At 70.8% G+C, this 23352-nt stretch carries 27 protein-coding genes, 1 tRNA gene and 1 pseudogene; 19 read left to right on the forward strand and 10 right to left on the reverse strand.

What is annotated here, in order from left to right; all coding sequences use genetic code 11:
- Positions 1-24: 24 nt before the first annotated feature.
- Together KUG39_RS02920 and arfB are read left to right on the forward strand one after the other, a co-directional pair.
- Positions 25-768 (forward strand): carbonic anhydrase, encoded by a 744-nt coding sequence (locus tag KUG39_RS02920; protein ID WP_190610076.1) that lies wholly within the window; start codon positions 25-27, stop codon positions 766-768.
- A complete protein-coding gene (gene arfB, locus KUG39_RS02925; protein WP_190610075.1) occupies positions 765-1199 on the forward strand; it encodes an alternative ribosome rescue aminoacyl-tRNA hydrolase ArfB in 435 nt (144 codons plus the stop codon). The genes KUG39_RS02920 and arfB overlap by 4 nt, the downstream gene beginning before the upstream one ends.
- Here the strand turns inward: arfB and mazG are convergent.
- Positions 1159-1995 carry a nucleoside triphosphate pyrophosphohydrolase gene (gene mazG / locus KUG39_RS02930; RefSeq protein ID WP_502707666.1) on the reverse strand — a complete coding sequence of 279 codons (837 nt, stop codon included), beginning with the start codon at positions 1993-1995 and terminating at the stop codon, positions 1159-1161. The two genes, arfB and mazG, sit on opposite strands and share 41 nt — an antisense overlap.
- 793 nt (positions 1996-2788) lie before the next feature.
- Between mazG and KUG39_RS02935 the strand changes: the two genes are divergently transcribed.
- From KUG39_RS02935 to KUG39_RS02955, 5 genes are all read left to right on the forward strand, one after another.
- Entirely contained in the window at positions 2789-3796 is a 1008-nt protein-coding gene (locus KUG39_RS02935) for a sodium-dependent bicarbonate transport family permease (protein ID WP_190610071.1), read from the forward strand.
- A gap of 50 nt (positions 3797-3846) precedes the next feature.
- A complete protein-coding gene (locus KUG39_RS02940; RefSeq protein WP_094585332.1) occupies positions 3847-4161 on the forward strand; it encodes a P-II family nitrogen regulator in 315 nt (104 codons plus the stop codon).
- A gap of 195 nt (positions 4162-4356) precedes the next feature.
- Positions 4357-5697, forward strand: a complete 1341-nt coding sequence (locus KUG39_RS02945; protein WP_094585333.1) for a cation:proton antiporter — start codon at positions 4357-4359, stop codon at positions 5695-5697.
- Positions 5698-5761: 64 nt separating this feature from the next.
- The gene (gene arsS / locus KUG39_RS02950) at positions 5762-6733 is read left to right on the forward strand and encodes an arsenosugar biosynthesis radical SAM (seleno)protein ArsS (RefSeq protein WP_094585334.1); all 972 of its coding nucleotides are present in this window, start codon (positions 5762-5764) and stop codon (positions 6731-6733) included.
- Positions 6734-6812: 79 nt separating this feature from the next.
- Positions 6813-7268 carry an arsenate reductase ArsC gene (locus KUG39_RS02955; protein WP_216912670.1) on the forward strand — a complete coding sequence of 152 codons (456 nt, stop codon included), beginning with the start codon at positions 6813-6815 and terminating at the stop codon, positions 7266-7268.
- Positions 7269-7311: 43 nt separating this feature from the next.
- Here the strand turns inward: KUG39_RS02955 and KUG39_RS02960 are convergent, their stop codons facing one another.
- From KUG39_RS02960 to KUG39_RS02970, 3 genes are read right to left on the reverse strand one after another with little or no spacing between them, the layout of a single operon-like run.
- Entirely contained in the window at positions 7312-8199 is an 888-nt protein-coding gene (locus KUG39_RS02960) for a DUF547 domain-containing protein (RefSeq protein ID WP_353617317.1), read from the reverse strand.
- Between the two features lie 4 nt (positions 8200-8203).
- Positions 8204-9496, reverse strand: a complete 1293-nt coding sequence (locus KUG39_RS02965; protein WP_216912672.1) for a hypothetical protein — start codon at positions 9494-9496, stop codon at positions 8204-8206.
- Positions 9496-10239: a glycosyltransferase family 2 protein gene (locus tag KUG39_RS02970; protein WP_190610062.1), complete on the reverse strand. Its 744-nt coding sequence runs from the start codon at positions 10237-10239 to the stop codon at positions 9496-9498. Before KUG39_RS02970 ends, KUG39_RS02965 begins: the two co-directional genes overlap by 1 nt.
- A gap of 116 nt (positions 10240-10355) precedes the next feature.
- On the opposite strand from KUG39_RS02970, the gene KUG39_RS02975 reads away from it, so the two are divergent.
- The gene (locus KUG39_RS02975) at positions 10356-12545 is read left to right on the forward strand and encodes a dihydrolipoyl dehydrogenase family protein (RefSeq protein WP_216912674.1); all 2190 of its coding nucleotides are present in this window, start codon (positions 10356-10358) and stop codon (positions 12543-12545) included.
- A 56-nt stretch (positions 12546-12601) separates the two neighbouring features.
- Complete coding sequence (locus KUG39_RS02980) at positions 12602-13693, forward strand: methyltransferase domain-containing protein (RefSeq protein WP_216912676.1); 1092 nt, start codon at positions 12602-12604, stop codon at positions 13691-13693.
- Here the strand turns inward: KUG39_RS02980 and KUG39_RS02985 are convergent.
- Positions 13635-14201: a metal-binding protein gene (locus KUG39_RS02985; RefSeq protein WP_216912678.1), complete on the reverse strand. Its 567-nt coding sequence runs from the start codon at positions 14199-14201 to the stop codon at positions 13635-13637. The genes KUG39_RS02980 and KUG39_RS02985 overlap by 59 nt on opposite strands.
- Positions 14202-14290: 89 nt before the next feature.
- Between KUG39_RS02985 and KUG39_RS02990 the strand changes: the two genes are divergently transcribed.
- The 6 genes and pseudogenes from KUG39_RS02990 (at position 14291) to KUG39_RS03015 (ending at position 17215) form a co-directional block, all read left to right on the forward strand.
- Positions 14291-14362 (forward strand) — tRNA-Val (locus KUG39_RS02990).
- A 395-nt stretch (positions 14363-14757) separates the two neighbouring features.
- Positions 14758-15075, forward strand: a pseudogene (locus KUG39_RS02995) (type II toxin-antitoxin system death-on-curing family toxin); the annotation flags it as partial.
- A gap of 170 nt (positions 15076-15245) precedes the next feature.
- Positions 15246-15482, forward strand: a complete 237-nt coding sequence (locus KUG39_RS03000; protein ID WP_094585383.1) for a type II toxin-antitoxin system Phd/YefM family antitoxin — start codon at positions 15246-15248, stop codon at positions 15480-15482.
- Positions 15482-15910 carry a type II toxin-antitoxin system VapC family toxin gene (locus KUG39_RS03005; RefSeq protein WP_190610032.1) on the forward strand — a complete coding sequence of 143 codons (429 nt, stop codon included), beginning with the start codon at positions 15482-15484 and terminating at the stop codon, positions 15908-15910. Before KUG39_RS03000 ends, KUG39_RS03005 begins: the two co-directional genes overlap by 1 nt.
- Positions 15911-16002: 92 nt before the next feature.
- The gene (locus KUG39_RS17530) at positions 16003-16713 is read left to right on the forward strand and encodes a LuxR C-terminal-related transcriptional regulator (protein WP_216912680.1); all 711 of its coding nucleotides are present in this window, start codon (positions 16003-16005) and stop codon (positions 16711-16713) included.
- A gap of 196 nt (positions 16714-16909) precedes the next feature.
- On the forward strand, positions 16910-17215 hold the full coding sequence (locus KUG39_RS03015) for a hypothetical protein (RefSeq protein WP_216918202.1): 306 nt from the start codon (positions 16910-16912) through the stop codon (positions 17213-17215).
- 7 nt (positions 17216-17222) lie between these two features.
- Here the strand turns inward: KUG39_RS03015 and KUG39_RS03020 are convergent, their stop codons facing one another.
- Both KUG39_RS03020 and KUG39_RS03025 read right to left on the reverse strand, forming a co-directional pair.
- On the reverse strand, positions 17223-17654 hold the full coding sequence (locus KUG39_RS03020) for a type II toxin-antitoxin system VapC family toxin (protein WP_216912684.1): 432 nt from the start codon (positions 17652-17654) through the stop codon (positions 17223-17225).
- A gap of 10 nt (positions 17655-17664) precedes the next feature.
- Positions 17665-18378, reverse strand: coding sequence for a cysteine hydrolase family protein (locus KUG39_RS03025; protein WP_216912692.1), 714 nt, complete (start codon positions 18376-18378; stop codon positions 17665-17667).
- 50 nt (positions 18379-18428) lie between these two features.
- Between KUG39_RS03025 and KUG39_RS03030 the strand changes: the two genes are divergently transcribed.
- Positions 18429-19781 carry a type I glutamate--ammonia ligase gene (locus KUG39_RS03030; protein WP_353617318.1) on the forward strand — a complete coding sequence of 451 codons (1353 nt, stop codon included), beginning with the start codon at positions 18429-18431 and terminating at the stop codon, positions 19779-19781.
- 46 nt (positions 19782-19827) lie between these two features.
- Here the strand turns inward: KUG39_RS03030 and KUG39_RS03035 are convergent, their stop codons facing one another.
- Genes KUG39_RS03035 through KUG39_RS03045 form a run of 3 tightly spaced genes read right to left on the reverse strand, consistent with a single transcriptional unit; the run spans position 19828 to position 21333 of the window.
- Positions 19828-20226: a type II toxin-antitoxin system VapC family toxin gene (locus KUG39_RS03035; protein WP_216912694.1), complete on the reverse strand. Its 399-nt coding sequence runs from the start codon at positions 20224-20226 to the stop codon at positions 19828-19830.
- Positions 20226-20462 (reverse strand): AbrB/MazE/SpoVT family DNA-binding domain-containing protein, encoded by a 237-nt coding sequence (locus KUG39_RS03040; RefSeq protein ID WP_094585356.1) that lies wholly within the window; start codon positions 20460-20462, stop codon positions 20226-20228. Before KUG39_RS03040 ends, KUG39_RS03035 begins: the two co-directional genes overlap by 1 nt.
- Positions 20463-20508: 46 nt before the next feature.
- A complete protein-coding gene (locus KUG39_RS03045) occupies positions 20509-21333 on the reverse strand; it encodes a GGDEF domain-containing protein (RefSeq protein ID WP_216912696.1) in 825 nt (274 codons plus the stop codon).
- A 138-nt stretch (positions 21334-21471) separates the two neighbouring features.
- On the opposite strand from KUG39_RS03045, the gene KUG39_RS03050 reads away from it, so the two are divergent.
- From KUG39_RS03050 to KUG39_RS03060, 3 genes are all read left to right on the forward strand, one after another.
- A complete protein-coding gene (locus KUG39_RS03050) occupies positions 21472-21891 on the forward strand; it encodes an NUDIX hydrolase (RefSeq protein ID WP_216912698.1) in 420 nt (139 codons plus the stop codon).
- A gap of 223 nt (positions 21892-22114) precedes the next feature.
- Entirely contained in the window at positions 22115-23137 is a 1023-nt protein-coding gene (locus KUG39_RS03055) for a restriction endonuclease (RefSeq protein ID WP_094585358.1), read from the forward strand.
- Positions 23138-23155: 18 nt separating this feature from the next.
- The gene (locus tag KUG39_RS03060; RefSeq protein WP_216912700.1) at positions 23156-23341 is read left to right on the forward strand and encodes a hypothetical protein; all 186 of its coding nucleotides are present in this window, start codon (positions 23156-23158) and stop codon (positions 23339-23341) included.
- Positions 23342-23352: the final 11 nt, after the last annotated feature.

Consider the following 23352-nt stretch of genomic DNA (forward strand, 5'->3'; position numbering starts at 1 on the left):
GGCAGGACCCCTTGTCACGGCGCCATGGCACATTCCAGACGCCACCTGCTGAGGCTCCTCGCCCTGGCGGGCGCCAGCGTGGCCCTGGAGACCCTGGCGCCCCGGCCGGCGGCGGCCGCGGCGGCGGACGGCACCCTGACGGAACGGCTCTCGGTGTGCCGCCCCGGCGGCGATCCGCTCCAGGAGCTGCTGCGCCGCAACCGTGACTTCTGCAAGGCCTGGCAGGGCGCCGAGCGCAGCGCCGATCCCCTGTCGCGGGCCACCCTGCTGCACGAGACCTGGCCCATGCACTGCCAGGTGCGCCCCGATGCCCTGGCCGCCGGCCAGCGGCCCTGGGCCTCGGTGCTCTGCTGCGCCGATTCGCGGGTGGCGCCGGAGTGGATCTTCGCCTGCGGGGCCGGGGAACTGTTCGAGGTGCGCAGCGCCGGCAACACGGCCTTCGATGCGGGAGTGGCCTCGCTGGAGTACGCCGTGGCGGAGCTGGCGGTGCCCCTGATCCTGGTGATGGGCCACAGCGGCTGCGGCGCGGTGACCGCCGCGATGGCCAGCAACCCGCTCACGCCCCTGCTGGAGGAGCTGGTGGCGCCGATCCGGGCCAGCCTCGAGCCAGGCGCCGACCTGGCCCAGGCGGTGCGCCACAACGCCGCCGCCGCCGCCAGCGCGCTGCCCCGGCGCAGTGCCCTGCTGCGCCAGGCGGTGACGGAGGGACGGCTGACCATCCAGGCCGCCTACTTCGACATCGGCAGCGGCGAAGTGAGCCTGGTGTGAGCGGCGATCTACCCCTGGGGAACGGCCGGGTGATCCCGGCGGCCGAGCTGGGTTGGCGCTTCTCGCGCGCCTCCGGCCCCGGCGGCCAGGGGGTGAACACCACCGACTCCCGGGTGGAGCTGGTGTACGACCTGGCCGCCAGCGATGCCCTGCCCCCCGCCCTGCGGGAGCGGGCCCTGCGGCGGCTGGCCGGCCGGCTCACCCCGGCCGGCCTGGTGGTCGTGGCGGCGGAGCACCGCTCCCAGTGGCAGAACCGTCAGGCGGCCCAGAAGCGCCTGGTGGAGCTGATCCAGGCGGCGATCGCGCCGCCGCCGCCGCCCCGCCGACCGACCAAGCCCAGCCGGGGCTCGGTGGAGCGGCGGCTGAAGGCCAAGCGCCAGCGGGGATCAATCAAGAACCACCGGCGGCAGGGTCCGCCTGAGGAGGCCTAGGGCCGGGATCCTGCTCGGCACGGATCTGGGCCTTGGCGGCCCGCCAGTGGCCCTCCAGCTCGGCGAGGCCGCGGCCACCGAGGTCGCCGCCCAGGGCGGCCTCGACCCGGGAGAAGCGGTCGAGGAAGCGGCGGTTGGTGCCCGCCAGGCCCTCCTCCGGGTCAATACCGCACCAGCGGGCCACGTTCACCAGGGTGAAGAGCACGTCGCCCAGTTCCTCCTGGGCATGGACCCGGTCGCCGCTGGCCACGGCCTCCCGCAGCTCGTCCAGCTCCTCCTGCACCTTGGCCCACACCCCCTCGATGGCGTCCCACTCGAAGCCGGCGGCGGCGGCCTTGCGCGAGATCGTCATGGCGCCGGCGAGGGCGGGCTGGCCGCGCACCTTCTCCGCCAGGCGGTCGCTGAGGGGGCTGGCGCTGGCTGGCTGCTGGCGCTCGGCGGCCTTGATCGCCTCCCAGCTGCGGCGCACGGCCTCCGGATCGTCGGCCCGCTCCGCCGCCGGATCGAACACGTGCGGGTGGCGGCGCACCAGTTTGGCGGCGATGGCGCGGGCGACGGCGGCCAGGTCGAAGCGCCCCGCCTCACTGGCGATGCGGGCGTGCAGGACCACCTGCAGCAGCAGGTCCCCCAGCTCTTCGGCCAGGTGATCGTCGTCGCCGCGGCGGATCGCATCGGCCACCTCATGGGCCTCCTCGAGCACGTAGGGGATCAGGGTGCTGTGGGTCTGGGCCAGGTCCCAGGGGCAGCCGCCCTCCGGGTCCCGCAGCCGGTCCACGATCGCCACCAGTTCCGCCATGGCCTCCAGCGCGGACCCATCGGCTTGGGATGCGGCAAGCGGCCTGACATCGGACATCGCAGGGAGGCGTGAACCACGGGAACCATCCTTGGCGATGGCGGCGCGGGCGTTCACGGAAGGGGCCGGGTGGATCCTGGCGGTGGCTGCAGCTACCCATGGCGGTTGCTGTGACTACCTCAGGGATGGGATCGGCGAGGGTCCGATCCTCACTCCAAGCTCAGCCTGAGAGAGGTTCCGACCCCATCCCATCGCCGCCTGGCGCCGCTGAGGAGCTGCTCCGGGCGCATGGTGGTCGATGACACCACGGCTGGCATCGGCGACCACAGGGCATGGCACCGGGGCGATCGATCGCGCTCTGCAGCAATAACCCATCGGGCGGCAGCAGGACCGGCCTCCATGAGCCCAACCGACGCCATGTGATCGCCTTGCCATCATCCGAGTGCCGCCGGAGGCCTTGCGGGGCAATGGGAATGGCCAGAAGAGACCTCAAGGGGCCAGCTGGGTACGCTCCATCCGCCAGCACGAACACGGACCGGCTACAGACACAAGACAGCACCGTGACTGGCATCAAAGAGTGACCGCCATGTCAAGACTGATGAATCACAGCGATGGCGCAGAGATCACCGAGGTTTGATTCCATGGAACGGACACCATCTTCCGACACAGCAGAAACTCAGAAACGGGCAAGGAGCACCCGCGAGACGCCGACTTCACACTTTGTTACTTTCGACGGGCGAGCTGTGGCGGCTGCTACCTTTCACGGCCACTCAACCGAAGCGATCGCCGGCACCACGTGACATTCCTTTCTGACTTTCTCCCGCTCTTCCTGGAGCAGCTTCAGTCCCCGACCCTGGGATTTCTGATCGGCGGGATCATCGTGGCCGCCCTTGGCAGCGAGCTGGCCATCCCCGATTCGATCTACAAGTTCATCAGCTTCTTCCTGCTGATGAAGATCGGCCTGACGGGCGGCATCGCGATTCGTAATTCCAACCCCTCCGAAATTCTTCTGCCGGCGCTGGCAGCAGTGCTGGTTGGCATCGCGATCGTCTTCATCGCCCGCTGGACCCTGGGCAAGCTGCCCGGCATCAGCGTGCCCGATGCCGTGGCCACCGGCGGTCTGTTCGGCGCGGTGAGTGGCTCCACGCTGGCGGCCGTGCTGCCCCAGCTGGATTCCGCCAAGATCCCCTATGAGGCCTGGACGGCAGCCCTCTACCCCTTCATGGACATTCCGGCGCTGGTGACGGCCATCGTGGTCGCCAGCGTCTACCTGTCCAAGAAGAGCGGCAACACCTCCGAGAAAATCGAAATCTGGCCGATCATCAAGGAAAGCATCCAGAGTTCGGCCGTCACGTCGCTGCTGCTGGGCGTGGCCCTGGGCATCCTCACCAAGCCTGAGCCCGTCTACGAGAGCTTCTTCAACCCCCTGTTCCGCGGCTTCCTGGCAGTACTGATGATCATCATGGGTATGGAGGCCGCCCAGCGGATGAACGAGCTGCGCAAGGTGGCCCAGTGGTTTGCCATCTATGCCTTCATCTCCCCCATCGTCCATGGCTTCCTGGCCTTTGGCCTCGGCCTGATCATCCACAAGCTCACCGGCTTCAGCATCGGCGGCGCCGTGGTGCTGGCGGTGATCGCCGCCTCCAGCTCGGACATCTCGGGCCCGCCCACCCTGCGTGCCGGCATCCCCTCGGCGAATCCCTCGGCCTACATCGGTGCTTCCACGGCCATTGGCACGCCTGTGGCGATCGCCATCTGCATCCCCCTGTTCATCGGGATTGCAGAAGTGCTCCTCGGCAAGTAAAGTTCAAAACCTATCCATTCCCTACACCCGGCCAATCTGAGGTCAAACCCATGAGTCAACAGGTCTGGAAGTTGGTGATCGTTGGAGAGGAAATCCTCTCCAAGAAACTCATCAAGCTCATCAAGGCGGCAGGCGCCACCGGTTACACCGTCAATGCCGCTGGCGGCGAAGGCAGCCGCAATGTGCGCTCCACGGGCGAGCCGAGTGTGTCCCACACCCTCTCCAATGTGAAGATCGAAGTGCTCACGGGCACCCGCGAACTGGCCGACACCATCACCCGTCAGATCGAAGCCAAGTTCTACGCCGACTACTCGATCATCACCTACATCTACCAGGTGGAAGCCCTGCGCGACCACAAGTTCTGATCCATCGGGTTCCTTAGTCCCCACCCGTTCCTGCCCGGACGGGTGGGGTTCTTCCAGGCCACCCTGGCTTGGATCAACGCCATCGATCACCAGCGCTGATCGGATCCATCACGGGATCCTTTGGTTTCTGGTGTCGTCCAGACAACAGTTCAAGCCTCCTTCCCTCTAAAACTGCACCCACCCGTACCCCACCTGATGGATCTGCTGCCCACCTTGCTGATGGAAGTCGGCAGCCACCAGGTTGAAGTGACGGAGACCCTGATCGGGGTTGGCCGTTTTCTCGTGATTTTCGTGGCGGCCCGCTTCATGGCGGAGCTGATGGTGCGCCTCCAGCTGCCCACCATCCTCGGCGAACTGGTCGCCGGCGTGATCATCGGCGCCTCCGGCCTGCATCTGGTGGTGCCCCCCGAGGCCCAGGCCCAGCTGAGCGGCGCTCTGCTCGGGATGCTGAGCTCCCTGGGCGGCATGACCCCGGAGTCCATCAGTTCTCTCTACAGCGAGACCTTTTCCAGCCTCAAGGTGGTGGCCGAGATCGGCCTCTTCTCCCTGCTGTTCCTGACGGGCCTGGAAAGCGAGCTGGATGAACTGGTGGCCGTGGGCATCCAGGCCGGCACCGTGGCCTTCACCGGCGTGGTGCTGCCCTTCGCCGCCGGCACCGCCGGGCTCTACTACCTCTTCCATGTGCCGTTCATCCCGGCCGTGTTCGCCGGCGCCGCCATGACGGCCACCTCGATCGGCATCACGGCGAGCGTGTTCGGTGAGCTGCAGTGGCTGAAGCGCAAGGAGGGCCAGATCGTCATCGGTGCCGCCGTGCTCGATGACATCCTCGGCATCGTGATCCTGGCGGTGGTGGTCTCCCTGGCCGGTGGCGGTTCCTTCACCCTCGGGCCGGTCGTGCAGCTGTGCGTTGCGGCGGTGGTCTTCGTGGCCGTCGCCCTAGTGCTCAGCCGTTTCGCCGCCCCCGGCTTCGACTGGGTGGTGGATCAGCTCAAGGCCCCCGGCGATGTGGCGGTGGCCAGCTTCGTGGTGCTCACCCTCTGCTGCTTCGCCGCCCAGGCCATCGGCCTGGAGGCCGCCCTGGGGGCCTTCGCCGCCGGCCTGATCCTCAGCGCCTCCAAGCACACCCACGACATCGAAGCCGCCGTCAAACCCCTGGTGGCCCTGTTCGCCACGGTCTTCTTCGTGCTGATCGGCACCGGCATGGACCTCTCGGTGCTCAACCCCTTCGATCCCGCCAACCGCGAGGGGCTGGTGGTGGCCCTGTTCCTGCTGGTGGTGGCCGTGGCCGGCAAGGTGGCCGCCGGCTGGACCTACACCAGCAAGGACCCCACCAACCGCCTGGTGGTGGGTCTGGGGATGATGCCCCGCGGCGAGGTGGGACTGATCTTCCTGGGTCTGGGAACCCAGGCCAACATCCTCACCCCGGCCCTGGAAGCCGCCATCCTGTTGATGGTGATCGGCACCACCTTCCTCGCCCCGATTCTGCTGAGGCTTGTGATCGGAGGTCAGAAGGAGGCGGCACCCCAGCCCAGCTGAGCTGCCGCCAGGCCCATCCGATTCGCCGCCCGGCCGGTACCTCCGGTAGCCATCCCCTCCATCCATGGGCGTTGCCGATCCGAACGGCCCCACCACCACCCTGGCGCCGCCGTTCCCGGCCCTCCGCCGCAGCCGGCTCGACACCCTGCAGGTGAACCTGGGCTACCGCTGCAACCAGAGCTGCAGCCACTGCCATGTGAACGCCGGCCCCAGCCGCACCGAGATGATGGAGGCGGCCACCATCGCCCTGGTGCCGGCGGTGCTGCGGGCCCGGGCGATCGCCAGCCTGGATCTCACCGGCGGCGCCCCGGAGCTGCACCCCGGCTTCCGCGAGCTGGTGCGCCAGGCCCGGGAGCTGGGGGTGGCGGTGATCGACCGCTGCAACCTCACCATCCTCAGTGAGCCCGGCCAGGAGGACCTGGCCGTCTTCCTGGCCCGGCAGGGGGTGAAGGTGGTGGCCTCCCTGCCCTGCTACCTCGCCGACAACGTCGACCGGCAGCGGGGCGATGGGGTGTTCGAGCGCAGCCTCGCGGGCCTGCGCCAGCTCAACGCCCTCGGCTACGGCGATCCGGACGCAGGCCTGGAGCTGGATCTGGTGTACAACCCCCAGGGTCCCAGTCTGCCGCCGCCCCAGGAGGCCCTGGAGGCCGACTACCGGCGGGAGCTGGCCGATCGCTTCGGGCTGCGCTTCAACCGCCTGTTCACGATCACCAACATGCCCATCCAGCGCTTCGCGGCGGTGCTGCGGCAGCAGGGGCAGCTGGAGGGCTACATGGCGCTGCTGCGCCAGCACCACAACCCGGCCAACCTGGCCCAGGTGATGTGCCGCAGCACCCTCAGCGTCGACTGGCAGGGCTTCCTGTACGACTGCGACTTCAACCAGATGCTCGGCCTGCCCATCGGCCAGGGCAGCCCCCGGGCCCACCTGCGCCAGCTGCTGGAGCAGGACCCTGATGGGGAGCCGATCGCCGTGGCCGACCACTGCTTCGGCTGCACCGCCGGCGCCGGCTCCAGCTGCGGCGGGGCTTTGAGCTGAGGCCCCACGGGCCGCTCTGAAGCCCCCGGTCGAGCCAGCGAGTGACAGGAATCCCCCTTTCCCAACCATGACCATTCCAATGCCATCCACCCGCCCCGGCGGGGCCGCCCAACGGCGGGTGCTCGTGGTCTGCACCGGCAACTCGGCGCGCAGCATCATGGCCGAAGCGCTCTTCCAGACCCTGGGCGCGGGGGCGATCGAGGTCGTCAGCGCCGGCAGTGCCCCGACGGGTCAGGTCCATCCCCTGGCCCTGGAGCAGATCGGCCGTCTTCCCGTGGACCCGTCCCGGTACGGCAGCAAAAGCCTGGCGTCGGTGCTGGAGGCGGCGACGACGCCGTTCGATCTGGTGGTCACGGTCTGCGACCACGCGGCCGAGAGCTGCGGCACGTTCCCGGGTGACCCGGCCAGGGTGCACTGGGGCCTGGCCGATCCAGCCGCCCACCAGGAACCCCAGCAGGCCCGAAAGGCCTTCTCCGCCTGCTTCGATGAGCTGGCCGAACGCATCGGTGCCCTGCTGAAGGAGCCGGTGGCCTGAGCGACGGCCAGCACATCGCCAGGGCCTTGAGAAGGGTCAGGCCTCAGGGGCTCTGGCGATTCAGGTCCCAGTTGTAGGGGAGGTAGGCGAAGCGGTAGTCGCCGCCCAGAATCAGGGCGCGCTCGGCGGCGGGGCGGTAGCGGGCGATGAAGCGCAGCACGGCGCTCAGCTTCTCGTGGCCCGGCACAGGCTCCGCCTGCGGATCGGCCCGCTGCCAGTCCTCGGCGAACCACTGGAAGATCGCGGAGATCCCCACCGTGCCGGCGGCCCGGTCGATCGCCAGGCCCACGGGGCTGGCCAGCCAGCGGGTCGTCTGATCCTCCAGCTGCCGCTCCAGCGCCGCCCCCGTGAAGGCCTCCTGCCGCAGGGGCGGGCAGCTGATGGCGGCGCACACCAGGGCCGCGTGGATGCGGGGTTCGTTGTACTCGCGCCGCAGGATCTCGTGCTCGATCGCATCGAGGGTGAGGCCGCGGCCCATCAGCTGGTGGCGGCGGAACTTCCAGACGCCGGGAATCGCCTTGATGCTGGGCCGGATCGGATCGTTGTCGATGATCGCGCGCAGGGTGAAGGCGTTGTAGGCGTTGATCAGCAGGGCGATCTGCTCGGCCTCCGACCAGGAGGCGAAGCGCTCGGGGGCCAGGGCGCCCAGCGCCTTGATGTAGCGATCGAGCTGGGCCGGATCCCGCTGCAGGGCGGTGTAATCCACCAGACCCTGGCCATCCACCACCCTCCGCAGCACCGCTTTGAAGGGGCCTGGATCGAGGGGGGGCTGGGGGGCGGCGGCCACCGGGGACGGGCGGCCGGCCTCGGCGGACGTCCACGGGGCCAGCCCGCCGCCGCAGCCCGTGGCGGTGATCAGCACCAGGCCGCAGGCCAGCAGCAGCGGGGTGCGGGAGCGGGCACGGACCATGGCGAAGCGGAGAAACACCACGTGTTTACCGGCCAGGGGCCGATTCGGTTCGATCCCGGGCGCTGAGCAGCAGTCCCAGCAGCAGGGGCAGCCACAGCAGCAGCCGCTCAGCGGTGGTGAGCTGCCAGTCCGGCAGGCGTGAGGGGAGCACGAAATAGACGAACGCCGAAAGGCTCACCAGCCGCGCCCCCCAGTTCTGGCTGGGCACGGCGAAGGGCATCAGCCAGATGAAGTACCACCCGTGCACCACCGGCGAGAGCAGCAGCAGGGCCAGCAGGTAGCGCCAGGCGAAGACCCCCAGCCGGGCGCTGGTGGCCAGCAGCACGAGGAGCACCGGCAGCAGCAGCAGCCCATGCACCGCATTGGTCTGCAGGGTCGAGGGCCAGAGCTGGCCGATCCAGTGCGGCAGCCACTCGGCGCTGCGGCCGTGGCGGATGAAGCTGGAGCCGGTGGGCAGCAGCGGGCAGCTGCTCAGGCCGCAGAACGGGGAGGCCCCCAGCAGCAGCGGCGCCAGGCCCAGCAGCAGGGTGGCGAGCACCGGGGCGGGCCGCCGGAACCGGCGCCAGCGGCTCCAGGCCCGCTGCAGCAGCAGCGGCATGGTGATCCACTTGAGGGCCACGCTCAGGCCCAGCAGCAGGTCGATGCAGGCCTGGGGGCGTCGGCCCTGGGGCGGGGGAACCCGCTCGGCCAGCAGCCAGCCGGCCACCAGGGGCAGCAGGAACCAGCTGTCGTAGTGCCCGCCGCCGCTGATCCCAACGATCACCAGCGGGTTCCAGGCGTAGAGCGCCGCCCGAGCCGCGCCGAAGCGGGCGGCGAGCAGGCCGGCGATGGCCAGGTCGGCGGCCGTGAACGACAGCTTGAACAGCAGCACCTGCTGGGCCACGGCGGCATGGAGCCGGAACAGCAGCTGCGCCAGGGGCGGGTAGATGGCGGTGGTGTCGGGGTGGTTGATCGACGACCACCAGGGCGTGCGCAACCCCTCCAGCGCCGCGGCGTCCGGGGGCAGCGCATAGGGACTGAACCCATGCAGCTGGATCCCCCCCTCCCAGAGGTACCGCCAGATGTCGTCGCCGGGCTCCATGGCCAGCAGGGCCAGCCGCGTCAGCACCGCCACGGCCCAGAACAGGGCGCGGGGGATGGTGGGCAACGACCAGGAGAGGGCGAAACCCAGGCCCATCACCGCGGCCGCCCGCCAGAACGGCAGCAGCTGGGCGGCATCGAACAGGTCGCCGTGGGGGCACATCAGCAGCGCCCCGCCGATCAGCAGCAGGGCACTGGCCGGCAGTTGCAGGCGCCGCAGCCGGGCCGTCAGCGCCATCACCGCTGGCCTCGCTGCAGGGATCGCCGCAGGGGTCGCCGCAGCCAGAGGCCGCCCAGGGTGGTGAGGATCACCCATCCGGCCCGGAGGCTGGCGCCCCAGCGCCCAGAAATCTTCGAGGCGCCGGCCAGGCGCGGGCGATGGGAGATCGGCACCTCGCGGATGCGCAGGCCCAGCTCGATGGCCCGCACCTGCATCTCCAGGGTCCAGCCATAGCCCCGGTCGCGCAGGGCCATCGCCGCGAAGGCCTCGCGCCGCACCAGCCGCAGCGGCCCCATGTCGCGGTAACGGAACCCCCAGCCCAGGCCGATGAGCGTCGTGGCCAGCCGGTTGCCGCCCCGCTGCAGGGGGGTGAGCGAGGCGCGGCCCACGGCGGTGGCGGTGCGGTCGCCGAGCAGCAGGTCGTGGTCGTCGATGAGCTCCAGGAAGCGGGGCAGTTCCTCGAGCGGGTCGCCGCCATCGCCATCGCAGAACAGCAGCCAGTCCACGTCGGGGGCGAGATCGAGGCACCCCCGCCAGCAGGCCCGGCCGTAGCCGGGACGGGGTTCGCTGAGCACCTCAGCCCCCAGCTGGCGGGCGATGGCGGCGGTGCCATCGCTGCTGCCGTTGTCGACCACCCGGATGCGGTCGAGTCCCTGGCGGCGCAGCTGGCCGATGACGTGGCCGATCGTCTGGCGTTCGTCACGCGCCGGAATCACCACCTGGATGGCCCCCATCGCCATGGCCGATCCCGGATTGGGCATGGAATTCCCCTGTTGATGAACGTACCGGCGAAGGGAGCGAATGGATGGCCGCCCGCCCGGGGCCGGGGCCATCCGAAACGGCGGCTCGCCGGTAGGAAGGGGGAACGGCTTCCCCCATGGCCCCACCGCTCTCGCCTTCCCGCTGGCGCCAGCTGCTGCTGATCGCCGCCATTGCCCTGGTGGTGGTCCTGTTCTTCACGCTGGGCCTGCACCGCCAGCTCACCCTGGAGGCCCTGCAGGCGGCCCATGGCGCCCTGCTGGAGCAGCGCCGCCAGACCCCCCTGCTGGTGGCGGGCGCCTACCTGCTGCTCTACGTGCTGGTGGCGGCCCTGTCGCTGCCGGGGGCCGCGGTGCTCACCCTGGCCGGCGGGGCGCTGTTCGGCGTCGGGCTCGGCACCCTGCTGGTGTCATTCGCCTCCAGCATCGGCGCCCTGCTGGCCTTCCTGGTGGCCCGCACCCTGCTGCGGGAACCGGTTCGGCGACGCTTCGCCCGCCAGCTGGCGCCGATCGAGGCCGGGGTGGCCCGCGACGGGGTGCTCTACCTGCTCAGCCTGCGGCTGGCGCCGGTGTTCCCGTTCTTCCTGGTGAACCTGCTGATGGCGCTGACGCCGATCCGGGCCGCCAGCTTCTACCTCACCAGCCAGATCGGCATGCTTCCAGGCACCTTCGTCTATGTGAACGCCGGCACCCAGCTGGCCCAGCTGCGCGGAATCGGCGGCATCCTCAGCCCGCCCCTGCTGGGGTCGCTGCTGCTGCTGGCCCTGTTCCCCTGGCTGGCCAAGGCGGCCCTGGGCCGCTGGCAGACCTGGCGGCTCTACCGCCGCTGGCCGCGGCCGCGCCGTTTCGACCGCAACCTGATCGTGATCGGCGCCGGAGCGGCGGGGCTGGTGACCGCCTACATCGCCGCCACCGTCAAGGCGCGGGTGACCCTGGTGGAGCGCGGCGCCATGGGCGGCGACTGCCTCAACACCGGCTGCGTGCCCAGCAAGGCGCTGATCAGCTCGGCGCGGCTGGCGGCGCGCCTGCGCCGGGCCGACCGCTACGGGCTCGAGCCGCAGGAGCCGCGGTTCAACCTGCGCCGGGTGCTGGAGCGGGTGGCCGCCAAGGTGGCGGCCGTGGCCCCCCATGACAGCGTCGAGCGCTACGAGGGCCTGGGGGTGGAGGTGCTGCGCGGCCAGGCCCGTCTGCTCGATCCCTGGACGGTGGCGGTCCGCACCGGCGCGGGCACCGAGCAGCGGCTCACGGCCCGGGCGATCGTGCTGGCCACCGGCGCTGAACCGGTGCGGCCCGACTGGCCGGGCAGCGAGGCGGTGCCCCTGCTGACCAGCGAGACCGTCTGGGGCTGGCTGGCCCAGTGCCCGCTGGAGCGGCCGCGGCTGGTGGTGCTGGGGGGCGGGCCGATCGCCTGTGAGCTGGCCCAGGCCCTGGCCCAGCTGGGCCTGCCGATCACCCAGATCCAGCGCAGCGACCGCCTGCTGCGCAAGGAGGACGCCGATGTGGCCGCCGAGGTGCGCCAGGCCCTGGAGGAGGACGGCGTGACCCTGCACATGGACACCGAGGTGCTCGGCTTCGAGCGGGATCCCGCCCCCGACGGGGCGGTGACGGTGCTGGTGCGGCAGGGGGAGCGGCGGGAGCGGATCGCCTGCGACGCCGTGCTCTGCGCCCTGGGCCGCCGCGCCCGGCTGCAGGGCTACGGGCTCGAGGAGCTGGGGATTCCCACCGGCGCCACGATCACCACCAACGCCTTCCTGCAGACGCTCTACCCGAACATCTACGCCGCCGGCGACGTGGCCGGGCCGTTCCAGTTCACCCACACCGCCGCCCACCAGGCCTGGTATGCGGCGGTCAACGCCCTGTTCGGCCAGGTGCGCTCCTTCCAGGTGGACAACCGCGTCATCCCGCGCACCACGTTCACCGACCCAGAGGTGGCCACGGTGGGGCTCACCGAAGCCGAGGCGGCGGCCCGAGGGATGGCGGTGGAGGTGACCCGATTCCCCCTGCACGAGCTCGACCGTGCCATCGTCGAGAGCGCCGAGCGGGGGTTCGTGAAAGTGCTCACCCCACCGGGCAGCGACCGGATCCTGGGCGCCACGATCGTGGCCGAGCACGCCGGCGAACTGCTGGCCGAGTTCGTGCTGGCCATGAAATGGGGCCTGGGACTGGGCAGGATCTTCGGGACGATCCACGCCTACCCCACCCTGGCCGAGGCCAGCAAGTACACCGCAGCCGCCTGGAAGAAGCAACGGGTGCCCCAGCACCTGCTGCCCTGGCTGCGCCGCTACCACACCTGGCGGCGCCGCGGCTGAGCCCCCCGCGCACCGCGACACACCACCCCCACCCAACCCCAGCGACCCTTCCCCCGATGACCAGCGCCGCCGATCTGCACCGCAGCGTTCAGGAGTACTACGGCTCCACCCTCAGCAGCAGCGACGATCTGCGCACCAGCGCCTGCTGTGATGCCAGCAGCGTGCCGCCGGCGCTGCGGCCCCTGCTGGCCCGGATCCACCCCGAGGTGCTGAGCCGCTACTACGGCTGCGGCCTGGTGGCGCCGCCGCTGCTGGAGGGCCTGCGGGTGCTCGACCTGGGCTGCGGCAGCGGCCGTGACGTGTACCTGCTGGCCCAGCTGGTGGGGGCCAGCGGTGAAGTGGTGGGCGTTGACATGACGCCGGAGCAGCTGGCGGTGGCCCGGCGCCATGTCGACCACCACGCCGAGGTGTTCGGCTACGCCAATGTGCAGTTTCTGGAGGGCCGCATCGAGCAGCTGGAGGCCCTGCCCCTGGAGCCCGGCAGCTTCGATCTGGTGATCTCCAACTGCGTGGTGAACCTCTCGGCCGACAAGCTGGCGGTGCTCAACGGGGTGCGGCGGCTGCTGAAGCCCGGCGGTGAGTTCTTCTTCGCCGACGTCTACGCCGACCGGCGCGTGCCTGAGGCCCTGCGCCACGACCCGGTGCTGCACGGCGAATGCCTCAGCGGCGCCCTCTATTGGAACGATTTCCTGCGGCTGGCGCGCCAGTCCGGCTTCGCCGATGCCCGCCTGGTGAGCGACCGGCCCCTGGAGATCACCGACCCGGAGCTGGCCGCCCGCACCGGCGCGATCCGCTTCTTCTCCGCCACCTACCGGCTGTTCCAGATCGAGGCCCTGGAGGACGCCTGCGAGGACCACGGGCAGGCGGTGATCTATCGGGGGAGCATCACCGGCCACCCCGACGCCCTGCCCTTCGACAAGCACCACCACATCGAGACGGGGCGGGTGTTTCCGGTCTGCGGCAACACCTTCCGCATGCTGGCGGAGAGCCGGCTGGCGCCCCACTTCGACTTCATCGGAGATTTCAGCCGTCATTACGGCCTGTTCGAGGGCTGCGGCAGCGCCATTCCCTTCGACGGGGGGGTCGCCCCTAACGCCGACGCCCCCGCCGCCGCGCCGGCCCCCGCCAGCGGCGGCTCCTGCTGCTGAGGCGGCTGAGCCGACCCCCCAGGGCGCGCAGGGGCCGCGGCAGCCGCGGGATCGGATCGCCGTCCTGGAGCAGGTGCAGCCAGCTGCTGGCCTCCAGGCCCACGAACGCCGCGATCAGCAGGGGCCTCTGGGAGCCCCAGAGCTCCCGGCCCCGCTGCAGCAGCTCACCGGGCGCCGGGGCGCCCAGGGGCCCGAGGGCGGCGCAGGCGGCCAGCACCAGCGCCGCCAGCCAGAGGAGTCGCAGGCTGGTGCCCAGCAGGGGGCTGTGGGAGAGCAGGGAGCGGTGGCTGAGCAGGCGCCGGTAGGGCCACCAGAGCAGCCGCAGGGGACCCCAGCGGCGGGTGGCGTTGGAGCGGGTGTCGAGGTCGGGGGATAGCCAGAGGCCGCCCAGCAGGAAGGCGCCTGTGGCGACGGCCACCCCCGCCGGCCCCAGGGCCGGCCCCCAGAGCAGCCCGAAGGGCAGGGCCAGCCAGCGGGTGGCGCGATCGTGGCGGCGGCCGCTGGCCATGGCCGGGCTCCGGACGCTGCCGGCAAGGTACCGGCCGCCGGCCGCCGATGCCCGGGCCGCGCCGCCCCCTCCGCCAGAATGAGCCCACCGCCCGATTAGCTCAGCGGTAGAGCGCCTGCCTTACAAGCAGGATGTCGCTGGTTCGAAACCGGCATCGGGCATCGCTCAGATCCCAGCAACGGCGGGGATCCATGTCACTACGGCCACCAGGAAGGTTGACGATCATGGCTAGTGTCAATCCACTTAAACCTGAACTACCGGCCGTGGCTACCGATGCCTCCCCGATCTGGAAGAGCAAGGTTGCCGGTCAGAGCAGCGTGCCCTCTGTTGAGCCTCCCCGGCCAGGCGCTCTCCCGCCCCTGACGACGCGGAATGGAGTGCGCCCGGAACTCATCGATGACGCTCTGGCGTTCATGGCTGAGTACGACGACGTCTTCCGTTCGCTGGCTCAGTGAGGAGTGCGCCTGGGACCCTGATCCTCCCAGGCCCTTTTGAGATCGCACGGGTCCATGCTGCGACGATCAAAAAGCATGGTGGACTCTAGGTACCGCCTAATCCACGCAGGATCGAAACCGCTCTGGCGGAGGTCCTGACATTCCACACCTTCAGACCTGAGGCGGATATCGCTCTTCTGGCTGCGGCGCTGGCCTACGCCTTCGCCAAAGGCCACCCGTTACCCGATGGCAACAAGCGGGTGGCATTCTTCTCCGTGAAGATGGTGCTGCGAGCGAATGGCTTTGAGTGGAAGTCCCGCCATGAAGAGGCCGAGCAACGCCTGTGGCAGCTCGCAGAAACCTCCCCTGCCCATCGTGATCAGAGGCTTGAAGAACTCTCGATCTGGATACGGCAAAGCTGCACGCCGCTGTCCAGCTGATCTCGCCATTTTTGCGCTGGCAGAGGCAAGGGCAGCATCTCCCCTCCGACCCTGCCGCTGGCGCGGCTGGTGGCCTGAGGGGGCATAAACAGACGGCGCACGTTGGCCACTTCTGCCGGGGCGCCGCCCCACGAACCGCCCTAAAGTTGGTCATCTCGATGACCAACACCATGCGACAGGTCACGGTGGCGGAGGCGAAAGCCCAGCTGTCGAGCCTTCTCGACGCGGTAGAGCAAGGCCAGCCGGTGGTGATCACCCGCCGCGGCAAAGCCATCGCCGAGCTGGTTCCGCGGCAGGCCGTGCGCGATCTCCTGCCCCAGCTCCAGGCTCTGCGGGACTCCCTGCCCCATCAGGCCACCGGCGGCGTGGAGACGATGCGCGCCCTGCGGGATGACGTCGGCTCCTGATGCTGTACGTGGACACCTGCGTGCTGCTGGCGGCCCTCACTCCGGAGGCCCACTCCGGCGCCGCCGCGGCCTTTCTCGAACAGGCCCCTGCGCCACTGGCGATCAGCCCCTGGAGTGCCACCGAGCTCCATTCCGCTCTCGGGCTGAAGGTGCGCACCGGGGCCCTGAGTCCCTTGCAGGCCGAGGCGGTGCTCGAAGGCTTCGAACGCAGCCTGGCCCCAGGGTTCCTGATGCTGGAGGTGGAACCCCAGGACTTCAGGAATGCCAGCGCCTGTCTGCGCGGCTGGATCACGGCCCTGCGGGCGGCCGATGCGCTGCACCTGGCCATCGCCGCCGGACGGGGCGCCACCCTATGCAGCCTGGATGCACCGTTCGTGAGGGCCGCCCGGCAGCTGGGGCTCGAAGCCGAGCTGGTCGGGGCTGACTGACGCGCGTCTGGCGGCAAGCCCCGCCGCAAAGACCCTGGAGCCCCAGACGCACCCAGGCCAGGCGATCATGAACGCCGCTTGTTCCTCCCGCTGTGGACCTCACGGATCTGATCCCGGGGATCCCCGCCCTGCTGGAGGAGCTGGAGGGGATCCTGGCCGGACTCACCACGGTCGCCTGCCTGGAGCACATGAAATGGCTGGGGGCCTTCATGTGCATCACCCCGGTCCAGAAAAGCCTGGTGGGGGCCGCCACGACGGAGGAGGAAGGCTTCCGACAGGTGGAGCGCCACCGGCCATCCCTGCTGGTGGTCAGCCAGAGGCTGCAGGAGGGCACCGGGCTGGCGCTGGTGGAGCGCACGAAGGCGCTGGACCCCGCCATCCGGACCCTGCTGGTCGCCGACGACGCCAACGAGGCCCTGGTACGGGAGGCCCTGGCCCGCGGCTGCAACGGCATCTGCTTCGAGTCGGGCCTGTTCATGCCGGCGCTGCGGGTGGTGGCCGGCGGCGGCATCTACTACCCCGAACCGGTGGCGGCGGTGCTGCGGCAGCAGCCGCCCGCGGCCCCGATCGAACCGCTGACCGAACGCGAACGGGTGGTGCTGAACCACCTGATGCTGGGCCTGACCGACCAGCGGATCAGCCAGGAGCTGGTGGTGAGCCCCGAGACCGTCAGGACCCATGTGAAGCACATCTTTCAGAAGCTCCAGGTCGACAACCGCACCAAGGCGGTCGTCAAGTCGATCGCCGCAGGGCTGATCAACCTGGAATCAGCGATGGAGGGTCGCACCCCGGTCACGGGCTGAGCCGAATCCCCCGTTCTGGGGATGCGGGCCGAGGGTGCTTCGGGAGAGGGTGGTGGTGTGTGGGCGTGGCCCGAGCGGCCCCCCGAGGCCAAGCCAGGACGCCGCCAGCCGAACCCCCCCGGCAGCCCGCTCGACCCCAGCCGCCCAGCGCACCATGGCCGTCCACCTCAGCTTCGCCGCGGCCGGGCACTCCCGGGTGTCCGAGGTCATCCTGGCCGGCCGCACCGGCTACTGGCTGTGCGACCCGGACCGGGTCCTGGCCCATGGCGTCGTCAAGCTGTACGAGCGCCACCCCGAGGGTGGCGACTTCGATCTGAACGACAACGTCGTAGGCCCCTGGGTGGCCACCCTCAAGGTCACCGGCGCCGACCGGGTGCAGTGGCTCGACCGGACCCGGACGATCATCGCCTTCGACCCCGCCACCCTGACGACGGAGTACGTCACCAGCGTGCCCCCGTTCAACGCCTCCGGCGTGTACTACGACCCGGAGCCGGGCGCCTGAGGGCGGCTCAGCCTGCCACCTGCACATGCTCTCCGTAGGCCACAAGGGTGCGATCGGCGCTCAGGAGACTCAGGCCCTCCAGCTGGGCCTGCACCACCAGCAGGCGGTCGAAGACGAAGTCTTCCGCGCAGCGGTGGGGATCGCGGTGGATCCAGGGCAGGTGCTGCACCGCCAGCGCATGTTCGGCGCGGACGGGCAGTTCACGGAATCCCTGCCCCAGCAGGCCCAGGCGCAGGGCGGCCGCCTCCACCTGGAAATCGGCCCGGCCCAGGGACGACTTGATCGCCACCTCCCACAGACTCACGACGCTGAACACCAGGGGCTGGGCCGGATCCGCCAGCAAGCGTGCCGTCCCGGCCGGCAGCCGACCCGGTTCGATGGCCCACCAGAGCAGCAGCTGGGTGTCGACCAGCAGGGGCGTGGGTTCCCTGCGGCTCACGGCGTACGGATCAGCCGAACAGGCTGTCGATCTCGGCGGCGAAATCGGCCTTGAGATCGGCTCCCACTTCCGCGGAGTCCCCCAGGACGCCGCCCCGGCGGGGTTCGCCGCTTGCGGCTAAGTCCATGGCCGCCACGAACTCCCCACCGCTGATCTGCTCGGCGTAACCGGCAAAGCACTCCAGGGCGGCCGCATGGCGCTCCGGTGTCACCGCCTGGCAGGCGTCGTGGACGCACACCACCCGGTAGCCGCGGTCGGCGGCGTCCTTGACGGTGTGGTCGATGCACTGGTCGGTGAGCAGGCCAATCACCACCAGGGTGTGGATGCCCAGGTTGCGCAGCAAGTAGTCGAGGCTGGTGGAGCTGAAGGGCGAGGAGGAGCTCTTGGGGAGCACCAGCTCATCGGCCACCGGCGCCAGCTCGGCGATCACCGCGGCGGCGCGGCTGCCGGGCGGAAAGCCCATGCCGCAGCGCTTGTAATCGAAGCTGCGGTCGCGGCCATCGGCGGTGAGGTTGGCGATCACGGTGTGGATCACCTCCAGCCCGCCGCGGCGGGCCGCCGCCAGCACCCGCTCGGCGTTCGGCAGGGTGGTGGCGCGGAAAAGGCGATCGAAGTCCGCATCCGGGCGGGACTGGGCGTCGCCGCAGGTGCCCTGCTGCAGATCCACCAGCAGCAGCGCGGTGCCGCCCGGGTGGAGCCACTCCGCGGGGGAGCTCGACGGCATGCAGGTGGCGGCGATCCGTCCAATCATGGCGGCAGACGCTTGCCGGGCCCGTGTCCATTCCCCCCGCCCCCATGGCCGCGGCGCTGGCCGCCCAGGGGATCCGCTGGGTGGCGATCACCTGGGTGAACCACGCCGGGGCGCCGCTGGTGAAGGTGGTGCCCCTGGCCGGCTTCGAGGCGGCGGTGGCGGTGGGGGTGGGCTTCTCACCGGTGTCCGATGCCTTCGGCGCCGACGGCGGCATCGCTGCCGGCCATCGCCTGGCCCGGCCCGACGGCGACCTGCGCCTGCGGGCGGACGCCGCAGCCCTGGCACCGCTGGAGCCGGCCAGCGGCTGGGCCTGGGCGCCGGGGGAGCGCTACGAGCGCAGCGGCGCGCCCTACGCCGGCGACCAGCGCCACCTGTGCCGCCGCCAGATGGAGCAGCTGCGGCGGGCCGGGGTGGAACTGCGGGCCGGCTTCGAGCTGGAGTGGCTGGTGGCCAGCCCCGCTGCCGATGGCACGCCAGCGCCGGCGATTCCCGGGGGGCCGTATGGCGCCGATCGGCTGGTGGAGGGCCTCGACTACGCCACGGCCCTGCTCGAGGCCCTGGAGGCGGCCGGCCTGCCCTGGCTGCAGTTCCACCCGGAGTACGGCGCCAGCCAGTTCGAGCTGTCGCTGGCGCCGGGCACGCCCCTGGAGGCCGCCGACCGGCAGGTGCACGCGAAGTTGCTGATCCAGCGGGTGACGCGCCGCTTCGGCTGGCGCTGCAGCTTCAGCCCCAAGCCCAGCCTGGAGCGGGTGGGCAACGGCGGCCACCTGCACCTCAGCCTGCGGCGCGACGGGGCGGCGCTGCTGGAGGGCGGCGACGGCAAGGCCGGCCTCAGCGACGCGGGCGCCGGGGTGCTGGCGGCGCTGCTGGCGGAGCTGCCGGCCCTGCTGGCCCTGGCCTGCCCCCTGGCGGTGTCCTACCGGCGGCTGGCCCCGGGCTCCTGGTCGGCGCCCTTCCAGGTGTGGGGCGTGGAGAACCGGGAGGCGGCCCTGCGGCTGGTGCCCGCCGCGGCCGATGGCGCCCCGGCCCACCTGGAGCTGAAGGTGGCGGACCTGGCCGCCAACCCCTACCTGCTGCTGGGGGCGGTGGCGTCCGTGGTGGCCGACGGCCTTGCACACAGCCGGCTCCTGCCGCCGCCGGTGGTTGGTGATCCGGCCAGCCTGCCCCCTGGGGCGGCGGCGCGCCTGCCGGCCAGCCTGGCGGAGGCCTCGGCCGCCTTCGCCGCCAGCGGCCTGCTGCGCCAGGCCCTGGGGGAGGCCCTGCACGGCTCCCTCTGCGACAGCCAGGCGGCGGAGGTGCGGCGCGCGGCGGGCTGTGGCGAAGAAGAGCTGGTGGCGGCGGACGCCTGGTGGCCGGTGGTGGGGGGGATCGGCTGAGGGGGGATCGGCTGAGGGGGCATCAATCCCGTCGTGGTCACGACGCTCAGGGGCTGATCAGCTCCAGCCCCGGAAACGCCTGCCGGTAGCGGCGCTGATCGCGGGTGAGCAGCGGTATGCGCTCCACCAGCGCATGGGCGCCGATCAGGAAATCCGGCAGGATCGAGCGCCGCTCTCCGCCGCGGCTGCGGTAGTCCGCATGGGCCCGGGCGGCCAGGAAAGCCGCCTCCCGTAGCAGGGCCCGGTATTCGAACAGATGGGGAGGCAGGAGCTCATCCACCGACTCGATCGTCTCGCAGGCAAAGGCGATCTCGCCATAGACAATGGCGTTGATCGCCACCGGTCCGCGGTCCAGGCAGTGGCGGAGTTGATGGGTGCTCCAGCGGCTCCAATGGGGGTCGTCGGTGGCGATATCGAGGATCACGTTGGAGTCGACCAGCACCATCAGCCCCCATCTCCCCGGGTGAGTGCGAGCAGTTCATCGGTGCTGAGGCGGGTGCGCAGCCGCGCCCGGCGCAGCCGCTGGATCGCCTCGGCCCCTGGCTCCTGCTGCTCTGGGGCCTTCTCCAGCAGCACCCGCCCCTCCTCGACCCGAAAGACCACCTCGGTGTGGGGCAGAAGCCCGCACTGACGCCGGATGTCCAGAGGGATGGTCACCTGGCCCTTGGAGGTGATCCGCATGGACGTGCCCGCCTGCCGGAACTGGTAAGAATCTTACCGGCGCCCCTCAGCCCGCCACCATCACCCGGTTCCGCCCAGCGGCCTTGGCGGCGTAGAGGGCGCCGTCGGCGCTGCGCAGACCGCTCTCCAAGGCTGCCAGGCCCGTGCCCTGCACCACGGCCAGGCCGGCCGAGAGGGTGACGCGCTGCCCCGGCGCCCCAGGGTGCGGCACCGTCGCCGCCGCCGCCCGCAGCCGCTCCAGCAGGGGCTCCGCCCCCTTCACATCCACACCCGGCAACACCAGCGCGAATTCCTCACCGCCGACGCGGGCCAGCACATCGCCGGGGCGCAACATGGCCCGCATGGCGGCGGCCACGTCGCGGAGCACCACATCGCCGGCCCCATGGCCCCAGCCGTCGTTGATGGCCTTGAAGAAGTCGATATCGAGCATGGCCCCCACCACCGGCCGGCCGTCGCGGGCGGCGGTGGCAAGGGCCACCGTGGCCTCCTCCGCGAAGCCGGTCCGGTTGGGCAGAAGGGTCAGCGGATCGCGCCGCACCGCGGCTGCCAGCTCGGCCTCCAGTCGGTCGCGCTGGCGCAGGGTGGCCAGCACCGCCAGCACCTGGGCGGGGATGGAGAGATCGAGGATCACCCACACCCAGCGGCGCCAGCCCAGCGGCTCGCCTGGCCGGCCCAGGGCCTCACCCACCCCATCCTCGAGGGCGAACGCCCCGAGGGCCAGCAGCACGGCCGCGCCGAACCGGGACCGCCAGCGCCGCTGCCGCGGCTGACCCGGCAGGCGGGAGCGCCCCCATGACTCCTTCGCCGCCAACCCGCACAGCACCGCCGTGGCGGCCCGCAGCAGCAGGAAAGTGAGATCGGCGGAGTTCACGGTCTGGGCAATCCCCCGGAAAGCTAGGGAGACAAAGGCGGCGGCCGCTGTCTGCCACGCCACCGGGCGCCGGCCGGAATCCCACTCCAGAATCCCCCCATCGACCGCAGGCCTGCACCCCATGGACCGCCCCCACCCATGACCTTCGCGGTGGCACTGGCGATGCTGGAGCGGGAGGGCCGCTGGCTGCTGCAGCTCCGGGACGACATCGAGGGGATCGTCCATCCGGGCTGTTGGGGGCTGTTCGGCGGCCACCTCGATCCAGGGGAAGGCCCAGAGCAGGCGATCCTGCGGGAGCTGGGCGAGGAGATCGGCTGGGGGGCGCCCGCACTGCCGCTCTGGTTCGAGCACCATGACGACCAGCTCAGCGCCTTCTACTTCCGCGGCCCCCTCACCGTGCCCCTCTCGGAGCTGCAGCTGAACGAGGGACAGGACATGGTGCTGGCCGGGCTGGAGGAGCTGCGCAGCGGCCTGATCTGGAGCCCCAGGCTGCAGCAGCGGCGCGGCCTGGCCCCGTCCCTGGAGCGGGCCGTGCGCCGCCTCAACCCAGAGAGCTGAAGAAAAGGTGAGCGATGCCTTAAGATCCGAGGTATCAGACCGTTCTCCTGTGTCTCAGGGTTGATGAGGATGCGCTTCCCGGCAAGATTCGCGACAATCTCAGGGATCTTCACTGCGGAAGCTTTAGGCGCCCTCACTCCCGCCATGGCGTCTGCTGGCCTGCCCTCCCGACCCGCTTTCCTCCGATGAGCCGAGAACTGGCGGGCCCGCCCGGGGCGCAGCGATGACCAACGTCTGGTGCGTTCGGGCAGGCGGCGGCATCTACGCGGACAACTTCCTCAGCGGCGGTTTCGTCGGCATCGGCTGGCGGGAAATCACCGAGGATCTCGGCCCGATCAGGAACCGGGAGCAGCTGTTTTCGGTGGTGCGGCGCTACTTCCCGGACATCCAGAGCGCGATCCTGCTGTCCAACTACGTCAACGAGATCCACCGCTTCCTGTTCGAGATCCGCCCCGGCGACCACGTGATCATCCCGGCGGCGGAAGCCGACCTGCTGCGCTTCGGCGTCGTTGATGAGGGCTGCGCCTACTACGACCCCACCGGCGACGACGGCTGTCCCCTGCGCCACCGGCGTCCCGTCACCTGGTCGCCCGAACCGCTCCGGCTCGACCACTTCTCAGCGCCGTTCCGCAATTCCATCCGCACCCTGCTCACCGTTCCGGCCCACACCCGGATGCGTTCCCTGCTGACGGTGTTCCTGGTGGAGCACCAGGCCGAATTCATCCGCGCCATCGGCCGCCAGGAAACGGCCACCCCGGCCCGGGCGACCACCCGGAAGGAGGAGGCCCACCGCAGTGTGCTCGAACAGCTCCTGCAGCTGGATCCCGCCGAATTCGAGCGGCTGGTGGTCCACCTGCTCGATGCCCTCGGCTTCCAGGACTGGGAGCGGACCGAGCACCGCGGGGCACTTCGTGACGTGTTCGATGCCTGCGGCGACATCAGCCTCGCGCTGCCGGCCCGCATCCGCATCCATGCCCGCTTCCACCGCGGCAACCTCGGCGCCCGGATCGGCGCCGACGCGGTGCGGGAGCTGCGCCAGTTCATTCCCTTCGGCGGCCATGGGGTCTTCATCACCACCGCCGATTTCCAGCCGGCGGCGACCACGGCGGCCGGCGAGGAGGGCTTTGCCAGGATCAGCCTCGTCAACGGCCACCAGCTGGCCGAGCTGATCTCCCGCCACTGGACCCACCTCCCCGGTGACATCCGGGATCGTCTTTCGCTCGAGCAGGTGCTGGTGAAGAATTAGGGCCCACCGCCCGAGTCCATGGCTTCGCGATCGCGCCGACGCACGCCCGCCCATGGCAAGGGCACGCCCCCCCGGCAGAACGTCGCCGGGGCCGCACCGGAAGCCACCGGCCTGCGGCCGCGGCTGCAGATCCTGGCGGGGTTCCTGCTGCCGCTGCTGGTGCTCGGGCTGTGGCTCAACTCGCGCGGCTTCTGGAGCCCCTGACAGGGCGCACC

The organism is Synechococcus sp. CCAP 1479/10, assembly GCF_019038515.1.
GTDB lineage: Bacteria > Cyanobacteriota > Cyanobacteriia > PCC-6307 > Cyanobiaceae > Cyanobium.